Below are 20,747 nucleotides of genomic sequence, written 5' to 3' on the forward strand. Positions count from 1 at the left end.
GCCAGCGGACCGGCCCCACCGGCGCGGAGGCGGGAGCAGGCCGAAGGCGCGGCGCGGGACGGACCCGCACCGCGCCTCCAGACCGGACCGTCAGGCGGTGGTCTCGTCGACGTCCATGTCGCGGTCGAGGGAGATCATCGGGATCGACGCCGTGATGACGGAACCGTCGGCCCGCAGCGTGCCCTGGATGTCGCTCGTGGTCGGGGCGTGCCCGGTCATCCGCGGCCCGTGGTGGGCAAGCGGCACGACCGTCGGCGCACCGGCCGTGATGTCCCACTGCTGGTTGTGCACCCACGCGGTGAAGCCGTCGCCGGTCTCCACCGTGAAGGTCATCGCGTCCTCTTCGAGGTCGACCCGGACGCGCGACCCGTGCACCTGGATGCGGTAGGTCAGGCGGTCCCAGTCCTTCGGTAGCCGCGGGTTGAACGTCATCCGGCCGCCGTGGTCGCGCATGCCGCCGAAGCCGTTCACGAGCGCACCCCAGATGCCGCCGGTCGACGCGATGTGCACACCGTCGGAGGTGTTGCCGTGCAGGTCGGCGAGGTCGACGTAGAGCGCGGTCAGGAAGTACTGCGCCGCCAGGTCGTGGTAGCCGACCTCGGCCGCCATGATCGACTGCACGACGGCGGAGAGCGTCGAGTCACCGGTCGTCAGGGCGTCGTAGTAGTCGAAGTCGCGACGCTTCTCGGCGGCCGTGAACTCGTGGCCCTGCAGGAACAGCGCGAGCACGACGTCCGCCTGCTTGAGCACCTGGAACCGGTAGATGACCAGCGGGTGGTAGTGCAGCAGCAGCGGCCGCTTCGACTCGGGGGTGTTCTCGAGGTCCCAGAGCTCCTTGTCGAGGAACTGGGCGTCCTGGGGGTGGATGCCGCGGTGCGGGTCGAAGGGGATCTCCATCGACTCGGCGGCGTGCTCCCACTCGGTGACCTCGTCGTCGACGAGCCCGGTGCGCCGGACCATGCGGCCGTACTCCTCCGGGTCGTCGGTCGCGAGCTGCCGGCAGGCGTTGACCGCGAACCACAGGTTCGCCCGCGCCATCACGTTCGTGTAGAGGTTGTCGTCGACGACGGTCGTGTACTCGTCGGGTCCGGTGACGCCGTCGATGTGGAACTTCTTGTCGCCGTTCGAGCGCCAGAAGCCCAGGTCGGACCACAGGCGGGCGGTCTCGACCAGGATGTCGATCGCCCCGCGCTTCAGGAAGTCGGTGTCGCCGGAGGCCCGCACGTACTGCATCAGCGCATGCGCGATGTCCGCATCGATGTGGTACTGCGCGGTGCCGGCCGCGTAGTAGGCCGACGACTCCTCGCCGTTGATCGTCCGCCACGGGAAGAGCGCCCCGCGCTGGTTCAGCTCCCGCGCCCGCGACCGGGCGGCGTCGAGCATGTTGTAGCGGAAGCGGAGGGCGTTCCGCGCGACGATCGGCGCCGTGTACGACAGGAACGGCAGGACGTAGATCTCCATGTCCCAGAAGTAGTGACCGCCGTACCCGGAGCCCGTGACGCCCTTCGCCGCGATGCCGTGCCCGTCGGTGCGTGCCGTGGCCTGGGCGAGCATGAACAGGTTCCACCGGACGGCCTGCTGGATCGCCGGCTGCCCGGGGATCTCGACGTCGCTGCGCGTCCAGTAGTCGTCCATCCACGCGCGCTGCTTGGCGAAGGTCTGCTCGACGGTCTCGGCGCGTGCACGGTCGAGCGTCCGGTCGCACCGGTCGGCGAGCTCGCGCGCCGGCACCCCGCGGGACGTGTGGTAGACCATGTGCTTCACGAGGCGGATCGGCACCCCGGCACGGGCCTGCACGCGGTAGACGTGCTTGGCGAGGTCGTCCTCGATCGACGAGGCCTCGTCCCAGGGGTTCTCGGTCTCCAGGTGGTGCTCGACACCGACGCAGATCGTCATGCCCGAGCTCGCCGCCTGGTACCCGAGCAGCGACCGCCCACCCGTGCTGCGCTTGATCACGGGCTCGAGCACGCGCTCCGTGAACGCCTCGGCCTTGCGGGGGTCGAAGGCGTTCGCCGCGGCGCGCATGCCCGCGTGGTACTCGTCCTGCACGTCCTGCCGGTTGAGGACCTGGCTCGAGAGCAGGATCGACGCGTCGCCGTCGAGCACGGTGACCTCGTAGTCGATGACGGCGAGGTGCCGGTCGGTGAACGAGACGAGCCGGCGGGCACGGATGAGCACGCGCTTGCCGGAGGGCGTCGACCACTCGGTCTCGCGGTACAGGTACCCGCCGCGGAACTCGAGCCGTCGGGTGTGCCGGAGGATGTCGGCCTCGGCCAGCACGAGCGGCTCGTCGTCGACGTACAGCCGGATGACCTTGGCGTCGGGCGCGTTGATGATCGTCTGCCCGGTCTTGGCGAAGCCGAAGGCGTCCTCGGCGTGCCGGATCGGCCAGGTCTCGTGGAAGCCGTTGACGTACGTGCCGTACTGCACGCCGCCGCGGCCCTCGTCGAGGTTGCCGCGCAGACCGAGGTAGCCGTTGCCGACCGCGAAGTTGGTCTCGGCGACGCCCTGCTCGTCCGGCGCGTACTCGGTCTCGACGAGCGCCCACTCGTCGACCGGGTAGCGGACGCGGTCGAGGGGGTCGGAGGTGATGGGGTTCATGGCGTGTGCTCCGTGGGAGGGAGGAGTCGTGGGCAGGTCGGGACGGTCGGGCCACGCCGTCGGGGCCGTTCCGGGTGGGACGGGACGCTAGTGGGTGCGGGGTGCCGGGAGCTGGTCGACCAGTTCGGCGAGGTCCTGGACGACGACGTCGGCGCCGTGCTCGCGCAGAGCGTCGGCGCCGGCACCGCGGTCGACGCCGACGACGAGCCCGAAGGCGCCGTTCCGGCCGGCCTCGACCCCGCTCGTGGCGTCCTCGACGACGACGCACTCGGCAGGGGCGAACCCGAAGCGCCCGGCCGCGTCGAGGTAGGTGTCCGGTGCAGGTTTGCCGGCCAGGCCGTCCTGACGCGCGACGAGCCCGTCGACGACCACCGGGAAGTGGTCGAGGATGCCCGCCGTGCGCAGGACCTGCGTCGCGTTCGCCGAGCTCGACACGACGGCGACCTGCATGCCGGCGGCGATCGCGGCGACGAGGAACCGGAGCGACCCCGGGTACGGCTCGACGCCGTGTTCGGTCAGCTCGGCCGTGAACTCGGCGTTCTTCCGGTTGCCGAGCGCGCACACGGTGTCGCTGCCCGGAGCGTCGTCGGGCGAGCCCTGCGGGAGCTCGATGCCCCGCGACGCGAGCAGCGATCGCACACCGTCGTAGCGCGGCTTGCCGTCGATGTGGTCGAAGTAGTCCTGCTCCGTGTACGGCGCGACGCCGTGCTGGGCCAGGAACGGCGTGAACAGGCGGCTCCACGCGCGCATGTGCACGTCGGCGGTGGGGGTCAGCACGCCGTCGAGGTCGAACAGGAGTGCCCGGGTGTCAGCGAGTCGTGCGGGCGTGCGCCGGTCCGGCATCGTCATCGGGGTTCCTCTGGTCTCGGTGGCGGTCCGCCCGCGACCGAGGGTCTCGGCGGGCGGTTCGGCTCCGACCGAGTCTAGGACCGCTCCAGCCCGGGCGTTCAGGCTCGCGGGGAAGCTGTGGAGAACCGTTCACCCGGGCGTCGACCGCGCCGAGCGGACCTTCCGAGAGGACCCGGACCACCCCACGTCGAGGTTGGGCGCGACGGAAGGCACCAGCATGACCAGCGACACCAGCGCTCCCCCACAGGACGGCTCCGCCTCGAAGCTCCGGCAGGCGATCACCGGCCCGCTCCTGTTCCTCTTCATCCTGGGCGACGTCCTCGGTGCCGGCATCTACGCCCTGGTGGGCACCCTGTCGAAGGACGTCGGCGGGGCGCTCTGGGCACCGCTGGTCCTGGCGCTGCTGCTGGCCCTGCTGACCGCTGGCTCGTACGCCGAGCTCGTGACGAAGTACCCGAAGGCCGGCGGCGCCGCGGTGTTCGCCGAGCGGGCGTACCGGACGCCGATCGTGTCGTTCCTCGTCGGCTTCAGCATGCTCGCCGCCGGGGTGACGAGCGCCGCCGGGCTCTCCCTGGCGTTCGCGGGCGACTACCTCGGCACCTTCGTCGACCTGCCACCGGTGCCGACGGCGATCGTGTTCCTCGCGCTCATCGCCTGCCTGAACGCCCGCGGCATCTCGGACTCGCTGAAGAGCAACGTCGTCATGACGGTCATCGAGGTCTCCGGCCTCGTCATCGTCATCGTCGTGGTCGCGGTCATGCTCGGCGGCGGAGGCGGGGACGTCTCGCGCATCGGCGCCTTCCCCGCCGAGGCGAACCCGGCGCTCGCCACCCTGAGCGCCGCGATCGTCGCCTACTACTCGTTCGTCGGCTTCGAGACCTCGGCGAACATCGCGGAGGAGGTCCGTGAGCCCCGCCGCGTCTACCCCCGCGCGCTCTTCGGCGCCCTCGCCACGGCCGGCGTCGTCTACGTGCTCGTCGCGCTGGCGAGCTCGATCGCCCTGCCCGCAGGGGAGCTCTCGGACTCGAGCGGCCCGCTGTTGGCGGTCGTCTCGGCCACGGGCGTCCCGATCCCCGACTGGGTGTTCAGCACCATCGCCCTGATCGCCGTCGCGAACGGCGCGCTCCTCACGATGATCACGGCCAGCCGCGTCACCTACGGCATGGCGGAGCAGCGACTGCTGCCCGGACCGCTCGCCCGGGTCCTGCCGAACCGGAAGACGCCGTGGGTCGCCATCGTCGCGACCACCGTCGTCGCGATGGCCCTCACCCTGGTCGGCGACGTCGGCACGCTCGCCGAGACGGTCGTGCTCCTGCTGCTCTTCGTGTTCATCAGCACGAACGTCGCGGTCCTGGTGCTGCGGACGGACCGCGTCGAGCACGACCACTTCCGGGTGTGGACGTGGGTGCCGGTGCTCGGGGTGGCGTCCTGCGTCCTGCTGCTCACGCAGCAGAGCGGGCAGGTGTGGCTGTACGCCGCGATGCTGCTGGCCGTGGGCGTGGTGCTGTACTTCGTCGCCCGCGCGACGGGTCGCCGGACCGGCCGCGACCACGAGGCGGGCCGCATCCACTGACGGGATCGGACCACGAGACGGACGGGAGGCTGGGTACCAGCTGGCACCGAGCCTCCAGTCCGTCGTCCGCTCGGCTCAACCGAGGGTGCGCACCCAGTCCTCGATCGCCGCGCTGATCTGCACCCGCGCGTCTGCACGCGGGATCGTCGCGGTGCGGTCGCCCGGCTGGTCGCCGTAGGCGCCGAAGTCGGCGTGGTTCGCCCCCTCGATCTCGACCAGGGTCGCTGTGGTCGGGAGGAGGTGCCGGGCGGCGGCGACCTTGTCCGGTGTGGAGAGCCCGTCGCGTGAGCCGGAGACGCTGAGGACCTGGACGTACGAGCGGGCGATGTCGTTCGCGCAGTAGCTGCCGAGCAGGAGCAGCCCGTCGGCGTCCTGCGCGAGCTGGCACGCGCGGACCCCGCCGAGGGAGTGCCCGCCGACCGCCCACGTGCGGACGTCCGGGGCGTGCGCCTCGAAGGTCGCCAGCGGTCGGATGTCGAAGAACGCCAGGTTGAGCGTCGGCTTCGTGATGACGACGGTGGTGCCCGAGGCGACGACCTGCCGGAAGGTCGCCATGTACGCGTACGGGTCGACCTTCGCGCCCGGGATGAAGACGATCCCCCTGCCGTCGTCGCTGCCCGTCGGGGTCATCACGATGCTGTCGCCGACGTCGCGGACGGCCACGCGGTCGTCGCGCCAGACCTGCAGCGCGGCGCTCCGGGTGCCCTGCATGACGGTGTTCGCGTACACCAGGAAGACGACCGCGAGCAGCACCACGACGGTGACGATCCAGGCGGTCCAGCGGAGTGCTCGGTTCACGGTCGGTCATCCTCGTCGGGTCGGTCCTCGTCCGGCCGACGGGCCGTCACGGTCAGCCAGCGCTCCTCGGCGCCGGGGCGGGTGGTCTCGCGCACGTCGACGGCAGCCCACCCGGCGTTCGTCACCACAGCGGCGAGGCCGTCCTCGTCCCAGTAGGTGAACCAGCGGGGGTCGGCGAGCTTGCGGTCACTCCAGCCGTCCCCGTCCCCGTCCCCGTCGCCCCGCTTCACCGTCGCCGCGAGGACACCTCCGGGGCGGACCGCGTCGCGCGCGCGCTCGAGCACGGCGGCGGTGTCCGAGCGTGGGACGTGCAGCAGCACGGCGTTCGCGAAGACGGCGTCGTACGGGCCGCCCCAGCCGTCGCGGCGGACGTCGAGCACGCGGGCGTCGTGGCCGTCGGCACGCAGGCGCTCCACGAACGCGGCGCTGCCGTCCGTCCGGTCGACGCGCAGGCCCGCCGACTCGAGGGCGTCGGCGTCCCGCCCGGGGCCGGAGCCGAGCTCCAGGACGCGGGCGCCGTCGGGCACGAGCGCGAGCAGGTCGTCGACGAGCCCGGCGCGGTGGTCGTCGGTCCGCTCGGCGTAGCGATCGGCGCCCCGCTCGTAGGCCAGGAGCGTGCGCTCGGCGGTGAGGTCGCGGCGCATGACCGTCTCGCGCCGACCGTCCGGCAGCAGGCCGCCGGGGGTGTCCGTCGCGGTGAAGCCGATCCGCTCGTACGCCCGGCGGGCGCGGCCGTTGTCGGGCATCACGGACAGCTCGAGGCGCTCGACCCCCTGCGCGACGAGTGACTCGGCGATCGCGTCGACCAGGAGCGCGACGGTCCCCCGGCCGCGGGCGTCCGGCGCGATCCACATCGAGATCACCTCGGCGAGCGCGGGGTCGTCCGGGTCCGGGACCCCGCTCGCCATCCCGACCGGGACGTCGCCCTCGACCGCGAGCAGGTCGACCGCTCTCGGTAGTGACAGGCGAGTGCGCCAGCGGTGCTCCGGGGCGCCCTGCCAGTCCTCGAGGCGGGAGCCGAACGCCTGCGGCGCGTCCGCGAGGGCGGCGAGGCGGACCGGCCGCCAGAGCGCCCAGTCGTCGGCGGTCACCCGGCGCAGGTCGATGGTCACGGATCGACGGTACCGCTCGCGTCCTGTCCGCAGGACGCGGGCGGTACCGTCGGTCTCCGTGGTCAGGATGCCGGCGTGAGGTCGTACATCGTCACGCCGTCCACCGTCGTCGCCTCGTAGTGGGCGGCGACCCACTCGGCGATCTGCTCGGTGGCGTCGCTCCCGGTGCTGCTGCCCGCGCCCGACTGCGATGCGCCGCCGATGAACCAGTGGATCCTCCCCGCGGCGACGAGGGCCCGGAACTCCGCGAGGGTCGGCGCGGGGTCGGTGCCGTTGTAGCCGCCGATCGCCATGACCGGGTCGCCGGTGGCGAGCTGGTAGGTCGCGGCGCTGTTCGACCCGACGGTCGCGGCGGCCCAGGTGTACTCGTCGGCGTCGGCGGAGAGCGCGGCTACGACCTCGTCGGACACCTCGGTCGAGCCGCCGAGCAGGTTCGTGCCGCCGCCGGGGGCGTTCCCACCGCCGTCGGTCGTGCCGCCCGCGGCCCCCGGGCCGGCAGCGCCCTGGCCGGTCGTGTTCTGGCCGGTTGCGTTCTGGCCGTTCTGGCCGCCCGGTGCTCCACCGGGTGCACCCTGACCGCCCGGCGCTGCCTGACCGCCGGGCGCACCCTGGCCGCCGGCACCGCCCTGACCGCCGGGCCCACCCTGGCCGCCGGGCATGCCGCCACGGCCGCCGCCGAACCCGCTCGTCGTGACGCTCGGCCCGGCCGACGGGAGCGCGCCCGTGTGCCCGACCGTGGTGGTCTGCACCGAGAACGCCGTCGGCCCGAGCAGCGCCGCGACGAGCACCGTCGCGACGGTCGCTCCGGCGAGTCCACGCCCCCGAGGCGGCAGCACGACGAGCGCCGCCCCGACCACGGTCGCAGCGAGCACGACCCAGCGGATCCACGGCTGCCACGACGACGCCTGGGAGAGCAGGACGAACGACCAGGCACCGGAGACCGCCACGACCGCCGCCGCGACGATGCGCCAGGCGAGCACGTCGCGGCGCTGCCACAGGAGCCCGGCGCCGATGCCGACCAACCCGGCGATGTACGGAGCGAGCGCCACCGTGTAGTACGGGTGGAAGATCCCGCCCATGAAGCTGAAGACCAGACCGGTGACGAGCAGCGAGCCGCCGAGCACCAGGACGGTCGTGAGCCGCGGGTCGCGGCGCCGACGGACCCCGACCGCGACGAGGGACACGACGAGCAGCACGAGCGCGGTCGGCAGCAGCCAGGTCACCTGCGTGCCGAACTCCGAGCCGAACAACCGGGTCAGGCCGGTCGAGCCCCACGACCCCGCTCCGGTCGCCCCGCCCGGCACGACGCTCCCCGTCTCGTCGCCCGTGACCCGCCCGAGGCCGTTGTAGCCGAAGGTCAGCTCGAGGAAGCTGTTCGTCTGCGACCCGCCGACGTACGGGCGCGCCGAGGCCGGGACGAGCTCGACGATCGCGACCCACCACCCCGCGGAGACCACCACGGCGAGCGCCGCCGCGAGCAGGTGCCCGACCCGCCGGAACACCGGGCGGGATGACGCGACGAGGTACACGCCGACCAGGGGCGGCAGCACGAGGAACGCCTGCAGCTGCTTCGTCAGGAACCCGAGCCCGACGAGCACCCCGGCCCAGACCACCCACCGCATCCGCCCGGACTCGATGCCGCGCAGCGTCAGGGCGATCGCCCCGACGGTGAGCAGCACGAGCAGGGCGTCCGGGTTGTCGTAGCGGAACATCAGGGTCGCGACCGGCGTCGTCGCGAGCACGGCCCCCGCGGTCAGTGCCGCGCCGGCCGAGAAGCGGCGCCGGACGATCCGGTACAGCACCGCCACCGACGCGACGCCCATGAGCGCCTGCGGCACGAGGATCGACCACGAGTTCAGCCCGAACAGCCGGACGGAGATGCCGATCACCCAGAGGAACGCCGGCGGTTTGTCGACCGTGATCGCGTTCGCGGCGTCGGAGGAGCCGTAGAAGAACGCCTCCCAGCTCTGGCTCCCCGCCTGCACGGCCGCGGAGTAGAACGCATTCGCCCAGCCGTTCACGCCGAGGTTCGCGACGTAGAGCACGCCGGTGACCAGCAGCAGCCCGAGGAACGCCGGGCGCTCCCACCGCGCGGCGTCGGCGCGACCGCGGACCAGCGCCGCCAGCCGCTCGCGGACTGCCGGTCGGTCGCGGGTCGGTGGTGGCAGGAGGCGCGGGCGCTCGGCGGGGATCGTGTCGGTCATGCCCCCGAGCGTGCGATCCCCACGTGCGCGGATCGTCGGCGCAGCCTTGGACGCGCCTAAGGGACCGAGGCCAGGGAGACCAGCGGCCGACTCCAGGCGACCTCGCGCGCGAGCTGCCCGGTCGTCCGAAACAGCTCGACCTGGGTCGTGTCGGCGAGCACGGTCACGAGTTCCTCGCGGTCGGCCGGCACGAAGCCGAGCCCCTGCCAGAACGGGCCGGACCGGCGGCTGAACAGCCAGGCCCGCCGTGCCCCGCCAGCAGCCGCCTCGGCCATCGCGAACCGGGCGAGCGCCGCCCCGCGGCCGGAGCCGCGCAGCGCCGGTCCGACGGCGACGCTGCGGAGGAGGGCGTGCCTCCCGTCCGGTCCGGTCTCGTAGCCGGTGGTCCCGACGACGGCGCCCGCCTTGTCACGGACGGCCCAGAGGTGCACGCCCTGATCGGCCAACCCGGCGACCGTCAGGTCGCACGCCGACAGGAAGGCGTGCACGTCGTCGACGTCGTCCGGTCCGACGCGGACGGGGGTCGGCTCAACGCGCGGCACGGACCGGCACGGCGGTCGCGGTCGAGAGCGGCCAGCGCCGGTCGAGCCGCGCACCCAGCACCGCTTCGAGCAGGAACCACCCGACCGGACGCCGGACCGCCCAGTACGCACCGACGAGCAGGAACACCAGCGGGGACCACACGTGCAGGACCAGGAGCAGGACGGTGACGATGCCGAACACGACGCCGACCGCGTTCGAGAACGACCAGAAGCCGGCCACGAACCGGTCCCGAGCAGCCTGCTGGGTCGCAGCAGCAGCAGCCGCGGCCTCCGCCGCCGCGGTCCGCTCGTCGAGCCCGCGGACGCCGGGCTCCAGCTCGGCGGGGTCGTCCTGCGCGAAGAGCTCCCGCACCGGCACCTCGAGCGCACGGGCGATCGCGGAGAGGGTCTCGAGGCTCGCGTCGTTGCCGCCCTCGAGGCGTTGCACCGTCCGGACGGCGACGCCGCTCGTCTCGGCCAGGCGTTCCTGGGTCCAGCCACGCTCTCGTCGGAGGGTGGCGATCCGCATCTCGTTCATGGTGCCGAGCCTAGGAACGACCGGGGCGACAGCACCACGACAGCACCACGACAGGGACACGACAGGGACGCGACAGCCTCCCGCCACCTGCCCGCCACGGGCCGTCACGCCCCGTGCGGGTCGAACCGGTACCCCATCCCCGACTCGGTCACCAGGTACCGAGGGTGCGACGGCTCCGGCTCGAGCTTCCGCCGCAGCTGCGCCATGTAGAGCCGCAGGTAGCCGGAGTCGTTGCCGTGCGTCGGGCCCCAGACCTCGGTCAGGAGCATCTCGCGGGTCATCAGCCGCCCGGGGTTCGTGACGAGGACCTCGAGCAGCCGCCACTCGGTCGGGGTGAGCCGGATCGTCGGACCCGTCGGCGGCGTGACCTGCTTCGCGACGAGGTCCACGACGAGGTCGCCGATCGTCACCGTCGGCGTCACACCCGCACTCGCCGCGGCCGTCGCCTGCCGCCGACCGAGTGCGCGGAGCCGGGCGAGCAGCTCGTCCATCTGGAAGGGCTTCGTCACGTAGTCGTCCGCCCCGGCGTCGAGCGCGTCGACCTTGTCGGACGAGTCGGTCCGACCGGAGAGCACGAGCACGGGCACCTGCGACCACGCACGGATGCCCTCGAGCACGCCGATGCCGTCGAGCCGGGGCATGCCGAGGTCGAGCATCACGATGTCCGGCCGCTCGGTGATCACCGCGTCGATCGCGGCCCGGCCGTCCCGCGCGGTCACGACGTCGTAGCCGCGGGCGGCGAGCGTGACGGACAGGGCCCGGACGAGCTGTGCGTCGTCGTCGGCGATGAGGACCTTCGTGCTCACTTGACATCCACTCCCAGGTGTCCGGCGATCGGCAGCCGCACGACGACGGTGAGCCCGCCGCCCGGGGTGTCGTCGACCTCGATCGTGCCGCCCATGCCCTCGGTGAAGCCGCGCGCGAGCGCCAGCCCGAGTCCGAGCCCGGTCTCGTTGTCGGTGTCGCCGAGTCGCTGGAAGGGCTGGAACACCTCGCCGCGTCGGTCCTCGGGGATGCCCGGGCCGTGGTCGGCGACGCGCAGCTCGACGCCGCCGCCGAAGGCGCTCGCCGCGACGCGGACGCGCGTGCCCTCCGGCGCGTAGCGGCTGGCGTTGGCGAGCAGGTTCACGACGACGCGCTGCAGCAGTCCGGGGTCGGCGAGGACGGGCGGCAGGTCGGCCGGCAGGTCGAGGTCGACGTCGTCCGGGCCGAGTTCGAGCTCGTCGAGCGCGGGGGCGACGACCGTCTCGAGGGCGGTCGGCAGTGGGTTGACGGCGAGGACACCGGCCTGCACGCGACTGACGTCGAGCAGGTCGGCCAGCAGCACCGCCAGCTGACGGAGACTCTCGTCGGCGGTGGTGAGCAGTGCCTCCCGGTCGGCCGGCGAGAGCTCGATGTCGGAGGCGTGCAGGGTCTGGACGGCAGCGGACGCCGCCGCGATCGGTCGGCGCACGTCGTGCCCGACGGCCGCCAGGATGGCGCTCCGGACGCGGTCCGCCGCGGCGATCCGCTCCGCGTCGACCGCGGTGCGGGTGAGACGCCGGTGCTCGACGGCGGCGTCGAGCTGCTGCTCGACGACGCGCAGCAGTCGGCGCTGGGTCGGGTCGTCGGGCGCGCCGGCGAACTCGAGGACGGCGCCGGACGGGAGGCTCGTGGTCGCGTCCGCCACGTTGGCGAACGTCCCCGACGTGGCCGGCACCTCGTCGCCCTGACGGATCCGCACGCCGGTGAAGCCGAAGGCCTCGCGGGTGCGGTCGAGCAGCGCCTGCAGGGCGTCGTCGCCGCGGAGGACGCTGCCGGCGATCCCGACCAGGAGTCCGGACTCGGCGGCGGCACGACGTGCCGCGCGGCTGCGACGGGCGGACCGGTCGACCACGAAGCTGACCAGCACGGCGCTGATGACGTACATCACGAGCGCCACGAGGTGCCACGGCTGCTGGACGGTGACCATGTAGAGGGGTTGCACGAAGAAGTAGTCGAGGCTCAGCCCGGACAGCACGGCGGTGAAGACCGCCGGCCACATCCCGCCGATCAGCGCGACGACGAGCACGAGCAGCTGGTACGACAGCACGTCCACCGTGATGGCGTCGGGGTCGTTGCCGAACGACAGCAGCCAGGTCAGCAGCGGGCCGAGGACCAGCGAGACCGCGAACGCGGCGGCGATCCGGCCCCGCGACAGGCTGCCGCCGAGCTTCGGCAGGGCGAAGCCGCCGCCTGCCCGCTCGTGGGTGACGACGTGCACGTCGATGTCGCCGGACTCGCGGACGACCGTGTTGCCGATGCCCGGACCGGTGAGCGCGGCGGCGAGACGACTGCGGCGGCTGACACCGATGACGATCTGAGTGGCGTCCACCGACTTCGCGAACCGGACCAGGGTCGACGGCACGTCGTCACCGACCACCTGGTGGTAGGTCCCGCCGAGCTGTTCGAGCAGGGCGCGCTGCTTGCCGAGCGCACCGGGGTGGCGTTCGCGCAGCCCGTCGTTCGTGGTGACGTGGACGGCCGCGAGCTCCCCACCGGCGCTGCGGGCCGCGATGCGGGCACCCCGGCGCAGCAGGGTCTCGCCCTCCGGGCCGCCGGTGAGCGCGACGAGCACGCGCTCGCGGGTCTCCCACCGATGGTCGATGCCGTGCTCGGCGCGGTAGGCCTTGAGCGCATCGTCGACCTCGTCGGCGAGCCAGAGCAGGGCGATCTCGCGGAGCGCGGTGAGGTTGCCGAGCCGGAAGTAGTTCGACAGCGCGGCGTCGATGCGGGCGGCCGGGTAGACCAGCCCGTCCGACAGTCGTTCGCGCAGCGATGCCGGGGACAGGTCGACGACCTCGATCTGGTCGGCGGCGCGGACCACGGCGTCGGGCACGGTCTCGCGCTGCACGGTGCCGGTGATCTCGCGGACGACGTCCCCGAGGGACTGCATGTGCTGGATGTTGACCGTCGAGATGACGCTGATGCCGGCGGCGAGGAGCACCTCGACGTCCTGCCAGCGCTTCTCGTTCGGGCTGCCGGGGGCGTTCGTGTGGGCGAGCTCGTCGACGAGCGCGACGTCGGGCGCCCGGGCCACGACCGCGTCGAGGTCCATGTCGTCGAGGGCGACGCCGCGGTGCTCGACGACCCGGCGTGGGACGAGTTCGAGGCCGTCGACCAGCGCTGCTGTTGCGGCTCGCTCGTGGGTCTCGACGACGGCGACGACGACGTCCCGGCCCTCGGCGCGGAGCCGGTGGCCCTCCTCGAGCATCGTGTAGGTCTTGCCGACACCAGGAGCGGCGCCGAGCAGCACCCGGAGTTTCCCGCGCTTCACGTGCTCATCCTCTCGCTTGTCGCTGTGGTGGTGTCGGTGGTGGTGCCCGCGGAACCAGGTTCCGGACACTGCACCAGGAAGTTGCGCGGTGCTGTGTCCGGAACCTGGTTCCGTCGGAAGGGGTCAGGCCGCCTTCGCCAGCGCGAGGTTCAGCTCGAGGACGTTCACGACCGGCTCGCCGAGGAACCCGGCCTGCCGGGACTCGGTGTGCTGCTGCACGAGCGCGCGGACGGTGGACTCCGACAGCCCCCGGGCCTCGGCCACCCGGGACACCTGCTGCAGCGCGTACTCCGGGCTGATGTCCGGGTCGAGGCCGGAGCCCGACGCGGTCACCGCGTCGGCGGGCACCTCGGCCTCGCTGACCCCGTCGGCCTTCGCCACGGCGGCCCGGCGCTCCTCGATGCTCTTCAGCAGGTCGGGGTTGTTCGGTCCGAGGTTCGAGCCGGACGAGGCGTTCGCGTCGTAGCCGTCGTCGCCAGCGGCGCTCGGACGCGACTGGAACCAGCGGTCGGCGCCCTTCCCGGAGAACGACTGCCCGATGAGCGACGAGCCCACGACCGTGCCCGACGAGTCGGTGACCATCGAGCCGTTCGCCTGGTCGTGGAAGGCGGCCTGGCCGACGCCCCACACCGCGAGCGGGTAGGCGATGCCGAGCACGACGGTGGACAGCAGGGTGAGGCGCACGGCCACACCGGTGGAGCGGAAGAAGGAACGTGATGAGGAAGCCATGGTCTAGAACCCCGGGATGAGACCGACCACGAGGTCGATCGCCTTGATGCCGATGAAGGGGACGATGACGCCGCCGAGCCCGTAGACGAGCAGGTTGCGTCCGAGGACGGACGACGCCGAGGCGGCGCGGTACTTGACGCCGCGCAGCGACAGCGGGATGAGCGCCACGATGACGAGCGCGTTGAACACGACGGCCGACAGGATCGCCGACGACGGGCTGTGCAGACCCATGACGTTCAGCGCCGCCAGGCCGGGGAACGCCGCCTGGAACATCGCGGGGATGATCGCGAAGTACTTCGCGACGTCGTTGGCGATCGAGAACGTGGTGAGTGCCCCGCGGGTGATGAGCAGCTGCTTGCCGATCCGGACGACGTCGATGAGCTTCGTCGGGTCGGAGTCGAGGTCGACCATGTTGCCGGCCTCCTTCGCAGCGGTGGTGCCGGTGTTCATCGCGACGCCGACGTCGGCCTGCGCCAGCGCGGGGGCGTCGTTCGTGCCGTCACCGGTCATCGCGACGAGGTTGCCGCCCTCCTGCTCCTTGCGGATGTAGGCGAGCTTGTCCTCCGGCGTGGCCTCGGCGAGGAAGTCGTCCACCCCGGCCTCGGCGGCGATCGCGGCGGCGGTGCGGGGGTTGTCGCCGGTGATCATCACCGTGCGGATGCCCATCGACCGCAGCTCGGCGAAGCGCTCGGCCATGCCGTCCTTCACGACGTCCTTGAGGTGCACGACGCCGAGCAGCGCGACGGAGCCCGAGGCCGAGCGGCGCCCGACGACGAGCGGTGTCCCGCCCTGGTCGGAGATCTCGGCGACCGCGGTGTCGATCGCCGCGACGACGGCCGCGTCGGTCGATCCCGCCCACGCGAGCACGGCCGCGGCCGCACCCTTGCGGATCTGCGACCCGTCGGCCAGGTCGAGCCCGGACATGCGGGTCTGCGCCGTGAAGGGCACCTCGACCGCGCCCGCCGGGTTGCCCGGCGCGATGCCGTCCTGCTCGGCGAGCGTGACGATGGAACGGCCCTCGGGCGTGCTGTCCGCGGCGCTCGACAGCGCGGCGGCCTCCATGAGCTCCGCCTCGGTCACACCGGGGACGGGCACCACGCGCGAGGCCTGGCGGTTGCCGTACGTGATGGTGCCGGTCTTGTCGAGCAGCAGCGTCGTGATGTCACCGGCGGCCTCGACCGCGCGGCCGGACATCGCCAGGACGTTGTGCTGCACGAGCCGGTCCATGCCGGCGATGCCGATCGCGGAGAGCAGCGCCCCGATGGTGGTCGGGATGAGACAGACGAGCAGGGCGATGAGCACCGGCACGCTGACGGTCGCACCGACCAGCCCCGCGATGGGCTGCATCGTCAGGCAGACGATCACGAAGACGATCGACAGCGACGCGAGCAGGATGTTCAGCGCGATCTCGTTCGGCGTCTTCTGCCGCGCAGCACCCTCGACGAGCCGGATCATCCGGTCGATGAAGGTCTCGCCCGGTGTCGAGGTGATCCGGACGACGATCCGGTCGGACAGCACCCGGGTGCCGCCCGTGACGGCACTGCGGTCGCCGCCGGACTCGCGGATGACGGGCGCCGACTCACCGGTGACCGCCGACTCGTCGACGCTGGCGATGCCCTCGACGACGTCGCCGTCACCGGGGATCACCTCGCCGGCGACGACCACCACGACGTCCCCCTTGGCGAGGTCCACCGAGGCGACCTCCTCGGTGTCGTTCGACAGCGCAGCGGCGTCGGACGCGTCCCACCGCAGGACCCGGCGGGCGCTGGTCGTGGAGCGGGTCTTCCGCAGGGTGTCGGCCTGCGCCTTGCCCCGGCCCTCGGCGACGGCCTCGGCCAGGTTGGCGAAGACGACGGTCAGCCAGAGCCACACTGCGATCGCGGCGGTGAACACCGACGGCTCGACGAACGCGGTCACGGTGGTGAGCGCGGCGCCGACCTCGACGATGAACATGACGGGGTTGCGCCACATCAGGCGCGGGTCGAGCTTGCGGAGTGCGCCGGGCAGGCCCGCCGCCAGCTGTCGGGGTCCGAAGGCGGACGATCGGGTGACCGGCCGGGAGGCGCTGGTCGCCTCCGCCTCGGCGGTCGCGGTGGTCGTGGTGTCGTGTGTCATCGATGCGGCTTTCATCGTGCGAGCGCTTCGGCGAGGGGGCCCAGGGCGAGGACCGGGAAGTAGGTGAGGGCGGTGACGATCACGGCGACCGCACCGAGCAGGCCGACGAACAGCGGCCGGTGCGTGGGGAGCGTCCCGACGGTGGCGGGCACCTTGTCCTGCGCGGCGAGGGACCCGGCGAGCGCCAGGACGAGCGCGATCGGGACGAACCGGCCGAGCAGCATCACGACGCCGAGCGCGGAGTTCATCCACGTCGTGTTCGCGGTGAGCCCACCGAAGGCGGAACCGTTGTTGTTCGCGCCCGAGGTGAAGGCGTAGAGCAGTTCGGACAGCCCGTGGTTGCCCGGGTTGAAGATGCTCGTGCCGAGGACCTGCTCACGGACGCCCGGGATCACCAGGGACAGTCCGGTGCCGAGCAGCACCAGGGTCGGCGTGACGAGGATGTACAGCGCGGCGAAGGTCATCTCGCGGGCACGGATCTTCTTGCCGAGGTACTCCGGGGTCCGACCGACGAGCAGGCCGCCGATGAACACCGTGATCACCGCGAGCACGAGCATGCCGTACAGGCCGGAGCCGACACCGCCGGGGCTGATCTCGCCGAGCATCATGTTGAGGAGCGCCATCATCCCGCCGATCGGCGTGAAGCTGTCGAACATGCCGTTCACCGCACCGGTGGACGTGGCGGTCGAGGTCGTGCCGAAGAGCGTCGTGCCGAGGATGCCGAAGCGCATCTCCTTGCCCTCCATGGCCGCACCGGCCGCCTGCGTGGCGCTGCCGCCGCCGGCGAGCTCCGCGATCGACATGACCGAGAGCGACACGAGGAAGATCGCGCCCATCACGGCGAGGATCGCGTACCCCTGGCGGTCGTCGCCGACCATGCGCCCGAAGGTGCGGGGCAGCGAGAACGGGATGACCAGCATGAGGAAGACCTCGACGAGGTTCGTCCACGCCTGCGGGTTCTCGAACGGGTGCGCCGAGTTCGCGTTGAAGTAGCCGCCGCCGTTCGTGCCGAGCTCCTTGATGGCCTCCTGCGACGCGACGAGCCCGTCGGGGATGTGCTGGGTTCCACCGGCGAGGGTGGTGACGTCCAGCCCGCTGCCCCAGGACTGCACGACACCGCCGGCGACCAGGACGATCGCGAAGACGAAGGCGCCCGGGAGCAGGAGCCGACCGGTGCCGCGGACGACGTCGACCCACACGTTGCCGAGCGTGCCGCTCTTCCGGCGCGCGAACCCGCGCACCAGGGCCACGGCGACCGCGAGGCCGACCGCGGCGGACAGGAAGTTCTGCACCGCGAGGCCCGCCATCTGCACGGTGTAACCCATCGTCGCCTCGGGCGAGTAGGACTGCCAGTTCGTGTTCGACACGAACGACGCGGCGGTGTTGAACGCGAGCGACGGGCCGACGTTCGGCAGCCCGAGGTCTCCCGGCAGCACGACCTGGATCCGCTGCAGCAGGTAGACGAGCAGCACGCCGACGGCGCTGAAGAGCAGCACGCCACGCAGGTACGCGGGCCAGGACTGCTCGGCGTCGGGGTCGACCCCGATCACGCGGTAGACACTCCGCTCGATGCGGGCGTGCTTCGTGGGCGTGTAGACGCGCGCCATCCAGTCGCCGACCGGGCGGTACGCGACCACCAGGAGCAGGACGAGCGTGGCGACCTGGGCGATGCCGGCCCAGACGTCGGCAGGGGAGCCCGCCATCAGAAGCGCTCCGGGTGGACGAGGGCCCACACGAGGTAGACGACCGATGCGATGCCGAGGACGGCGGCGGCGATGGTGACGACGATCACAGCCGCTCCACCCCCTTGGCGATGAGTGCCACCACGCCGAACACGGCGAGGACACCGGCGACGACGAAGACGTCGAACACGAGGGACTCCGATGGGGTTGCTTGCGGGTCGACGCCGGGCGGCGCGGACCGCACCACGGATGGTGCGGTACCGATGCTGGATCCGGTGTCGCGCCTCCAGGTCGGTCCTAACGGGTTCCTGACGGCGTCCTGACGGACGCATGCACCGCCCTAACGCACCGCCCTAACGCACCGCCGCGCGCTCGAGCCGCTCCGCCGATCGGCGCACGGCAGCCCGGAGTTCCTCCGGCCCCTCGACCACGAACGGCACCGTCAGCGCGGCGACCGCTCCGGCGAGCCCGTCCCACGACCACGAGCCGAGCATCAGCCGCGAGCGGCCGTCCTCGAGCGGCTCGAGCACGGCGTCCTCGGGCAGGAACGGCGCGACGCGCTCGGCATCCTGAGGGGTGAGCAGGACGGACCCGCGGCACGGCCACGCGTCCTCCTGCTCGGACCCCTTGAAGCGTGCCGACACGAACGCCGCAGCGTCCCCACCGGGAACGGGCCGTGGAGGGAACGGGAGCCGCGTCCGCATCCGCGGGGCGATCCGATCGACCCGGTAGGTGCGCCAGTCGTCGTGCTCGGGGTCCCACGCCAGCAGGTACCACCGGCCGTACCGGGCGACCACCGCGTGCGGCTCGACCCGGTGCGGGGTGTCCCGCTCGCCGTACCCGAACCGCAGGACCTCGTGCCGGTGCACGGCCTCGCTGACGGCGACCAGCACGTCCGGGGCGACCCGCGGGCCCGACGACCCGACGACGGCATCCACCAGGTCGACGCGCTGCCGGAGCCGGTCCGGCATCACCTGCCGGACCGTGGCGAGCGCGCGGACGGCGGACTCGGCGATGTCCGCACCGGAGGCAGGGGCGACCGCGAGGGCCAGGGCGATCGCCACCGCCTGGTCGTCGTCGAACAGCAGCGGCGGGAGGTCCGATCCGGCAGCCAGGCGGTAGCCGCCGGCCGGCCCGCGGACCGAGTCGATGCGGTAGCCGAGGTCGCGGAGCCGGTCGACGTCCCGGCGGAGCGTCCGGGGGCTGACGGTCAGGCGGCCGGCGAGCTCGTCGCCGGTCCACTCTCGGTGCACCTGCAGCAGGGAGAGCAGGGCGAGCATGCGCGAGGACGGTCCGGCCATGTCGTTCATCTTCGATCGAGAAGCGGTCACGATCTGACCGCAACACCGTCGACACTCGACCCATGAGCATCGAGACCACGACCCACATCAACTTCGACGGACAGGCGCGGGAGGCCCTGGACTTCTGGGCCTCCGCCTTCGGCGGCACCGTCACCGCCGCCACCTACGGCCAGATGGGCGCATCGCAGGACCCCGCCTGGGCGGACCGCATCGTGTTCGGCCAGGTCGCGACCGACGCCGGCTTCCGGATCATGGCGTTCGACGTCTGGCCGGACCAGCCGTACGACCAGGGCACGAACGCCTTCTACGTGTTCGTGCACGGTGACGACGCCGACGAGGTCACCCGCTACTGGGAGGCCCTGTCCGACGGTGCCGAGGTGCGGCAGCCGCTCGCCCCGTCGCCGTGGGCGCCGCTCGCCGGACAGCTCCGCGACCGGTTCGGCGTGGTGTGGCAGCTCGACGTGGCGGCACCGCAGGCCTGAGCGGTCGACGCGCGGGCCGTCAGTGCCCGAGCCCTCAGTGCGTGGACGGTCCGGCGACCGTCCACGTGCTGACCGTGACGGCCGCCGTCACGGTCGTCGGGGCGAACACCCGGTCCGGATCGACGTGGTGGTGGCTCGGCCCCATGTGCACCACGTCGTGCACGTCCTCGGCGGACAGCTCCATCGTCCAGGTCAGGTCCTCGGACGTCCGCTGCACGAAGGTCGGTTCGAGCGAGTCCCGCAGCCGCCGTTCCTTCTCGGGGTCGACGGCGATGGTCGCCTCGGCCAGCTCCGCCAGGTGCCCGTTCCGCGGGGTCACCACGGCGAGCACGCCGTCGGGGTGCAGCACCCGGGCGTACTCCCGCTGGTTGCGCGGGGCGAAGACGTCCAGCACCACAGCGGCCGCGTCGTCGACGACCGGGAGGCGCTCGGTCACGTCCCCGACGACGGCCCCCGCCCTCGGGTGGACGCGGGCCGCTCGTCGGATCGCGACCGCGGACAGGTCCAGCGCGACCCCGAGGCAGGCGGTGACGGAGCCTGCCTGGGCCGGTCCGGTCCTCCCGTCCGGTCCGTCCGTGACGGGCACGTCCGGTCCACCCGCGTCCAGCACGTGCGCGAGGTAGGTCCCCGGTCCGGATCCGACGTCGAGCACGACACCGGGCGCATCCGTGGCGGCGACCACCGCGGCGAGCGCCCGCTCGACGGACGCGTAGTGCCCGCGGCCGAGGAAGCGGATGCGGGCGTCGACCATCTCCGGGGTGTCCGCGGTCAGGGCGCGGCGCTTCGCGGGCAGGAGCGTGAGGTGGCCCTGCTTCGCCTCGTCGAACCGGTGTCCGGTGACGCACCCGACCTGCCCGCCGTCGACACGGGCGAGGGGCTCGGCGCAGACGGGGCAGGCGAGCACGGGGAGCAGGTCGTCGCGCACCGTCCCAGCGTACGGGCGTCGG

Annotated in this window: 18 protein-coding genes; 2 read left to right on the forward strand and 16 right to left on the reverse strand. The window is 72.6% G+C overall.

From position 1 onward, the window contains the following. Positions 1 to 90: 90 nt before the first annotated feature. Both C1N91_RS15805 and C1N91_RS15810 read right to left on the reverse strand, forming a co-directional pair. Complete coding sequence (locus tag C1N91_RS15805) at positions 91 to 2,601, reverse strand: glycoside hydrolase family 65 protein (protein ID WP_137768473.1); 2,511 nt, start codon at positions 2,599 to 2,601, stop codon at positions 91 to 93. 87 nt (positions 2,602 to 2,688) lie between these two features. Further along, entirely contained in the window at positions 2,689 to 3,450 is a 762-nt protein-coding gene (locus tag C1N91_RS15810) for an HAD family hydrolase (RefSeq protein ID WP_137768474.1), read from the reverse strand. Between the two features lie 217 nt (positions 3,451 to 3,667). Between C1N91_RS15810 and C1N91_RS15815 the strand changes: the two genes are divergently transcribed. After that, complete coding sequence (locus C1N91_RS15815; RefSeq protein ID WP_137768475.1) at positions 3,668 to 5,023, forward strand: APC family permease; 1,356 nt, start codon at positions 3,668 to 3,670, stop codon at positions 5,021 to 5,023. A gap of 75 nt (positions 5,024 to 5,098) precedes the next feature. Here C1N91_RS15815 and C1N91_RS15820 read toward each other — a convergent pair whose 3' ends face one another. The 13 genes from C1N91_RS15820 to C1N91_RS15875 form a co-directional block, all read right to left on the reverse strand. Then, the gene (locus C1N91_RS15820; protein ID WP_175416061.1) at positions 5,099 to 5,821 is read right to left on the reverse strand and encodes an alpha/beta hydrolase; all 723 of its coding nucleotides are present in this window, start codon (positions 5,819 to 5,821) and stop codon (positions 5,099 to 5,101) included. Continuing rightward, a complete protein-coding gene (locus C1N91_RS15825) occupies positions 5,818 to 6,933 on the reverse strand; it encodes a bifunctional GNAT family N-acetyltransferase/class I SAM-dependent methyltransferase (RefSeq protein WP_137768476.1) in 1,116 nt (371 codons plus the stop codon). Before C1N91_RS15825 ends, C1N91_RS15820 begins: the two co-directional genes overlap by 4 nt. Positions 6,934 to 6,995: 62 nt before the next feature. After that, positions 6,996 to 9,137, reverse strand: coding sequence for a glycosyltransferase family 39 protein (locus C1N91_RS15830; RefSeq protein WP_137768477.1), 2,142 nt, complete (start codon positions 9,135 to 9,137; stop codon positions 6,996 to 6,998). A gap of 56 nt (positions 9,138 to 9,193) precedes the next feature. Then, positions 9,194 to 9,679: a GNAT family N-acetyltransferase gene (locus tag C1N91_RS15835; protein ID WP_175416062.1), complete on the reverse strand. Its 486-nt coding sequence runs from the start codon at positions 9,677 to 9,679 to the stop codon at positions 9,194 to 9,196. After that, a complete protein-coding gene (locus C1N91_RS15840; protein WP_137768478.1) occupies positions 9,666 to 10,196 on the reverse strand; it encodes a helix-turn-helix domain-containing protein in 531 nt (176 codons plus the stop codon). The genes C1N91_RS15835 and C1N91_RS15840 overlap by 14 nt, the downstream gene beginning before the upstream one ends. Before the next feature lie 104 nt (positions 10,197 to 10,300). Then, entirely contained in the window at positions 10,301 to 11,002 is a 702-nt protein-coding gene (locus tag C1N91_RS15845) for a response regulator (protein ID WP_137768479.1), read from the reverse strand. Continuing rightward, the gene (locus C1N91_RS15850; protein WP_137768480.1) at positions 10,999 to 13,491 is read right to left on the reverse strand and encodes an ATP-binding protein; all 2,493 of its coding nucleotides are present in this window, start codon (positions 13,489 to 13,491) and stop codon (positions 10,999 to 11,001) included. Before C1N91_RS15850 ends, C1N91_RS15845 begins: the two co-directional genes overlap by 4 nt. Positions 13,492 to 13,614: 123 nt before the next feature. Next, positions 13,615 to 14,220 carry a potassium-transporting ATPase subunit KdpC gene (gene kdpC / locus C1N91_RS15855; protein ID WP_137768481.1) on the reverse strand — a complete coding sequence of 202 codons (606 nt, stop codon included), beginning with the start codon at positions 14,218 to 14,220 and terminating at the stop codon, positions 13,615 to 13,617. Between the two features lie 3 nt (positions 14,221 to 14,223). Then, positions 14,224 to 16,335: a potassium-transporting ATPase subunit KdpB gene (gene kdpB / locus C1N91_RS15860; protein ID WP_137768482.1), complete on the reverse strand. Its 2,112-nt coding sequence runs from the start codon at positions 16,333 to 16,335 to the stop codon at positions 14,224 to 14,226. An 11-nt stretch (positions 16,336 to 16,346) separates the two neighbouring features. Next, on the reverse strand, positions 16,347 to 18,038 hold the full coding sequence (kdpA, locus tag C1N91_RS15865; RefSeq protein ID WP_137768483.1) for a potassium-transporting ATPase subunit KdpA: 1,692 nt from the start codon (positions 18,036 to 18,038) through the stop codon (positions 16,347 to 16,349). Next, positions 18,038 to 18,127: a potassium-transporting ATPase subunit F gene (locus C1N91_RS15870; protein WP_058729515.1), complete on the reverse strand. Its 90-nt coding sequence runs from the start codon at positions 18,125 to 18,127 to the stop codon at positions 18,038 to 18,040. The genes kdpA and C1N91_RS15870 overlap by 1 nt, the downstream gene beginning before the upstream one ends. Next, positions 18,124 to 18,264 (reverse strand): hypothetical protein, encoded by a 141-nt coding sequence (locus C1N91_RS16810; RefSeq protein WP_175416063.1) that lies wholly within the window; start codon positions 18,262 to 18,264, stop codon positions 18,124 to 18,126. Before C1N91_RS16810 ends, C1N91_RS15870 begins: the two co-directional genes overlap by 4 nt. Positions 18,265 to 18,370: 106 nt before the next feature. Next, the gene (locus tag C1N91_RS15875; protein ID WP_137768875.1) at positions 18,371 to 19,318 is read right to left on the reverse strand and encodes a helix-turn-helix transcriptional regulator; all 948 of its coding nucleotides are present in this window, start codon (positions 19,316 to 19,318) and stop codon (positions 18,371 to 18,373) included. A 62-nt stretch (positions 19,319 to 19,380) separates the two neighbouring features. On the opposite strand from C1N91_RS15875, the gene C1N91_RS15880 reads away from it, so the two are divergent. Then, positions 19,381 to 19,800, forward strand: a complete 420-nt coding sequence (locus C1N91_RS15880) for a VOC family protein (protein WP_137768484.1) — start codon at positions 19,381 to 19,383, stop codon at positions 19,798 to 19,800. Between the two features lie 34 nt (positions 19,801 to 19,834). Here the strand turns inward: C1N91_RS15880 and C1N91_RS15885 are convergent, their stop codons facing one another. Continuing rightward, the gene (locus C1N91_RS15885; protein ID WP_137768485.1) at positions 19,835 to 20,725 is read right to left on the reverse strand and encodes a putative RNA methyltransferase; all 891 of its coding nucleotides are present in this window, start codon (positions 20,723 to 20,725) and stop codon (positions 19,835 to 19,837) included. Positions 20,726 to 20,747: the final 22 nt, after the last annotated feature.

Source organism: Curtobacterium sp. SGAir0471 (assembly GCF_005490985.1).
Classification (GTDB): domain Bacteria; phylum Actinomycetota; class Actinomycetes; order Actinomycetales; family Microbacteriaceae; genus Curtobacterium.

Excerpts from the sequence above, each read along its gene's own strand:
- C1N91_RS15805 (WP_137768473.1), bottom strand. The coding sequence starts at position 2,601 with ATGAACCCCATCACCTCCGACCCCCTCGACCGCGTCCGCTACCCGGTC.
- C1N91_RS15810 (WP_137768474.1), bottom strand. The coding sequence starts at position 3,450 with ATGACGATGCCGGACCGGCGCACGCCCGCACGACTCGCTGACACCCGG.
- C1N91_RS15815 (WP_137768475.1), top strand. The coding sequence starts at position 3,668 with ATGACCAGCGACACCAGCGCTCCCCCACAGGACGGCTCCGCCTCGAAG.
- C1N91_RS15830 (WP_137768477.1), bottom strand. The coding sequence starts at position 9,137 with ATGACCGACACGATCCCCGCCGAGCGCCCGCGCCTCCTGCCACCACCG.
- C1N91_RS15840 (WP_137768478.1), bottom strand. The coding sequence starts at position 10,196 with ATGAACGAGATGCGGATCGCCACCCTCCGACGAGAGCGTGGCTGGACC.
- kdpC (WP_137768481.1), bottom strand. The coding sequence starts at position 14,220 with ATGGCTTCCTCATCACGTTCCTTCTTCCGCTCCACCGGTGTGGCCGTG.
- kdpB (WP_137768482.1), bottom strand. The coding sequence starts at position 16,335 with ATGACACACGACACCACGACCACCGCGACCGCCGAGGCGGAGGCGACC.
- kdpA (WP_137768483.1), bottom strand. The coding sequence starts at position 18,038 with ATGGCGGGCTCCCCTGCCGACGTCTGGGCCGGCATCGCCCAGGTCGCC.
- C1N91_RS15875 (WP_137768875.1), bottom strand. The coding sequence starts at position 19,318 with ATGGCCGGACCGTCCTCGCGCATGCTCGCCCTGCTCTCCCTGCTGCAG.
- C1N91_RS15880 (WP_137768484.1), top strand. The coding sequence starts at position 19,381 with ATGAGCATCGAGACCACGACCCACATCAACTTCGACGGACAGGCGCGG.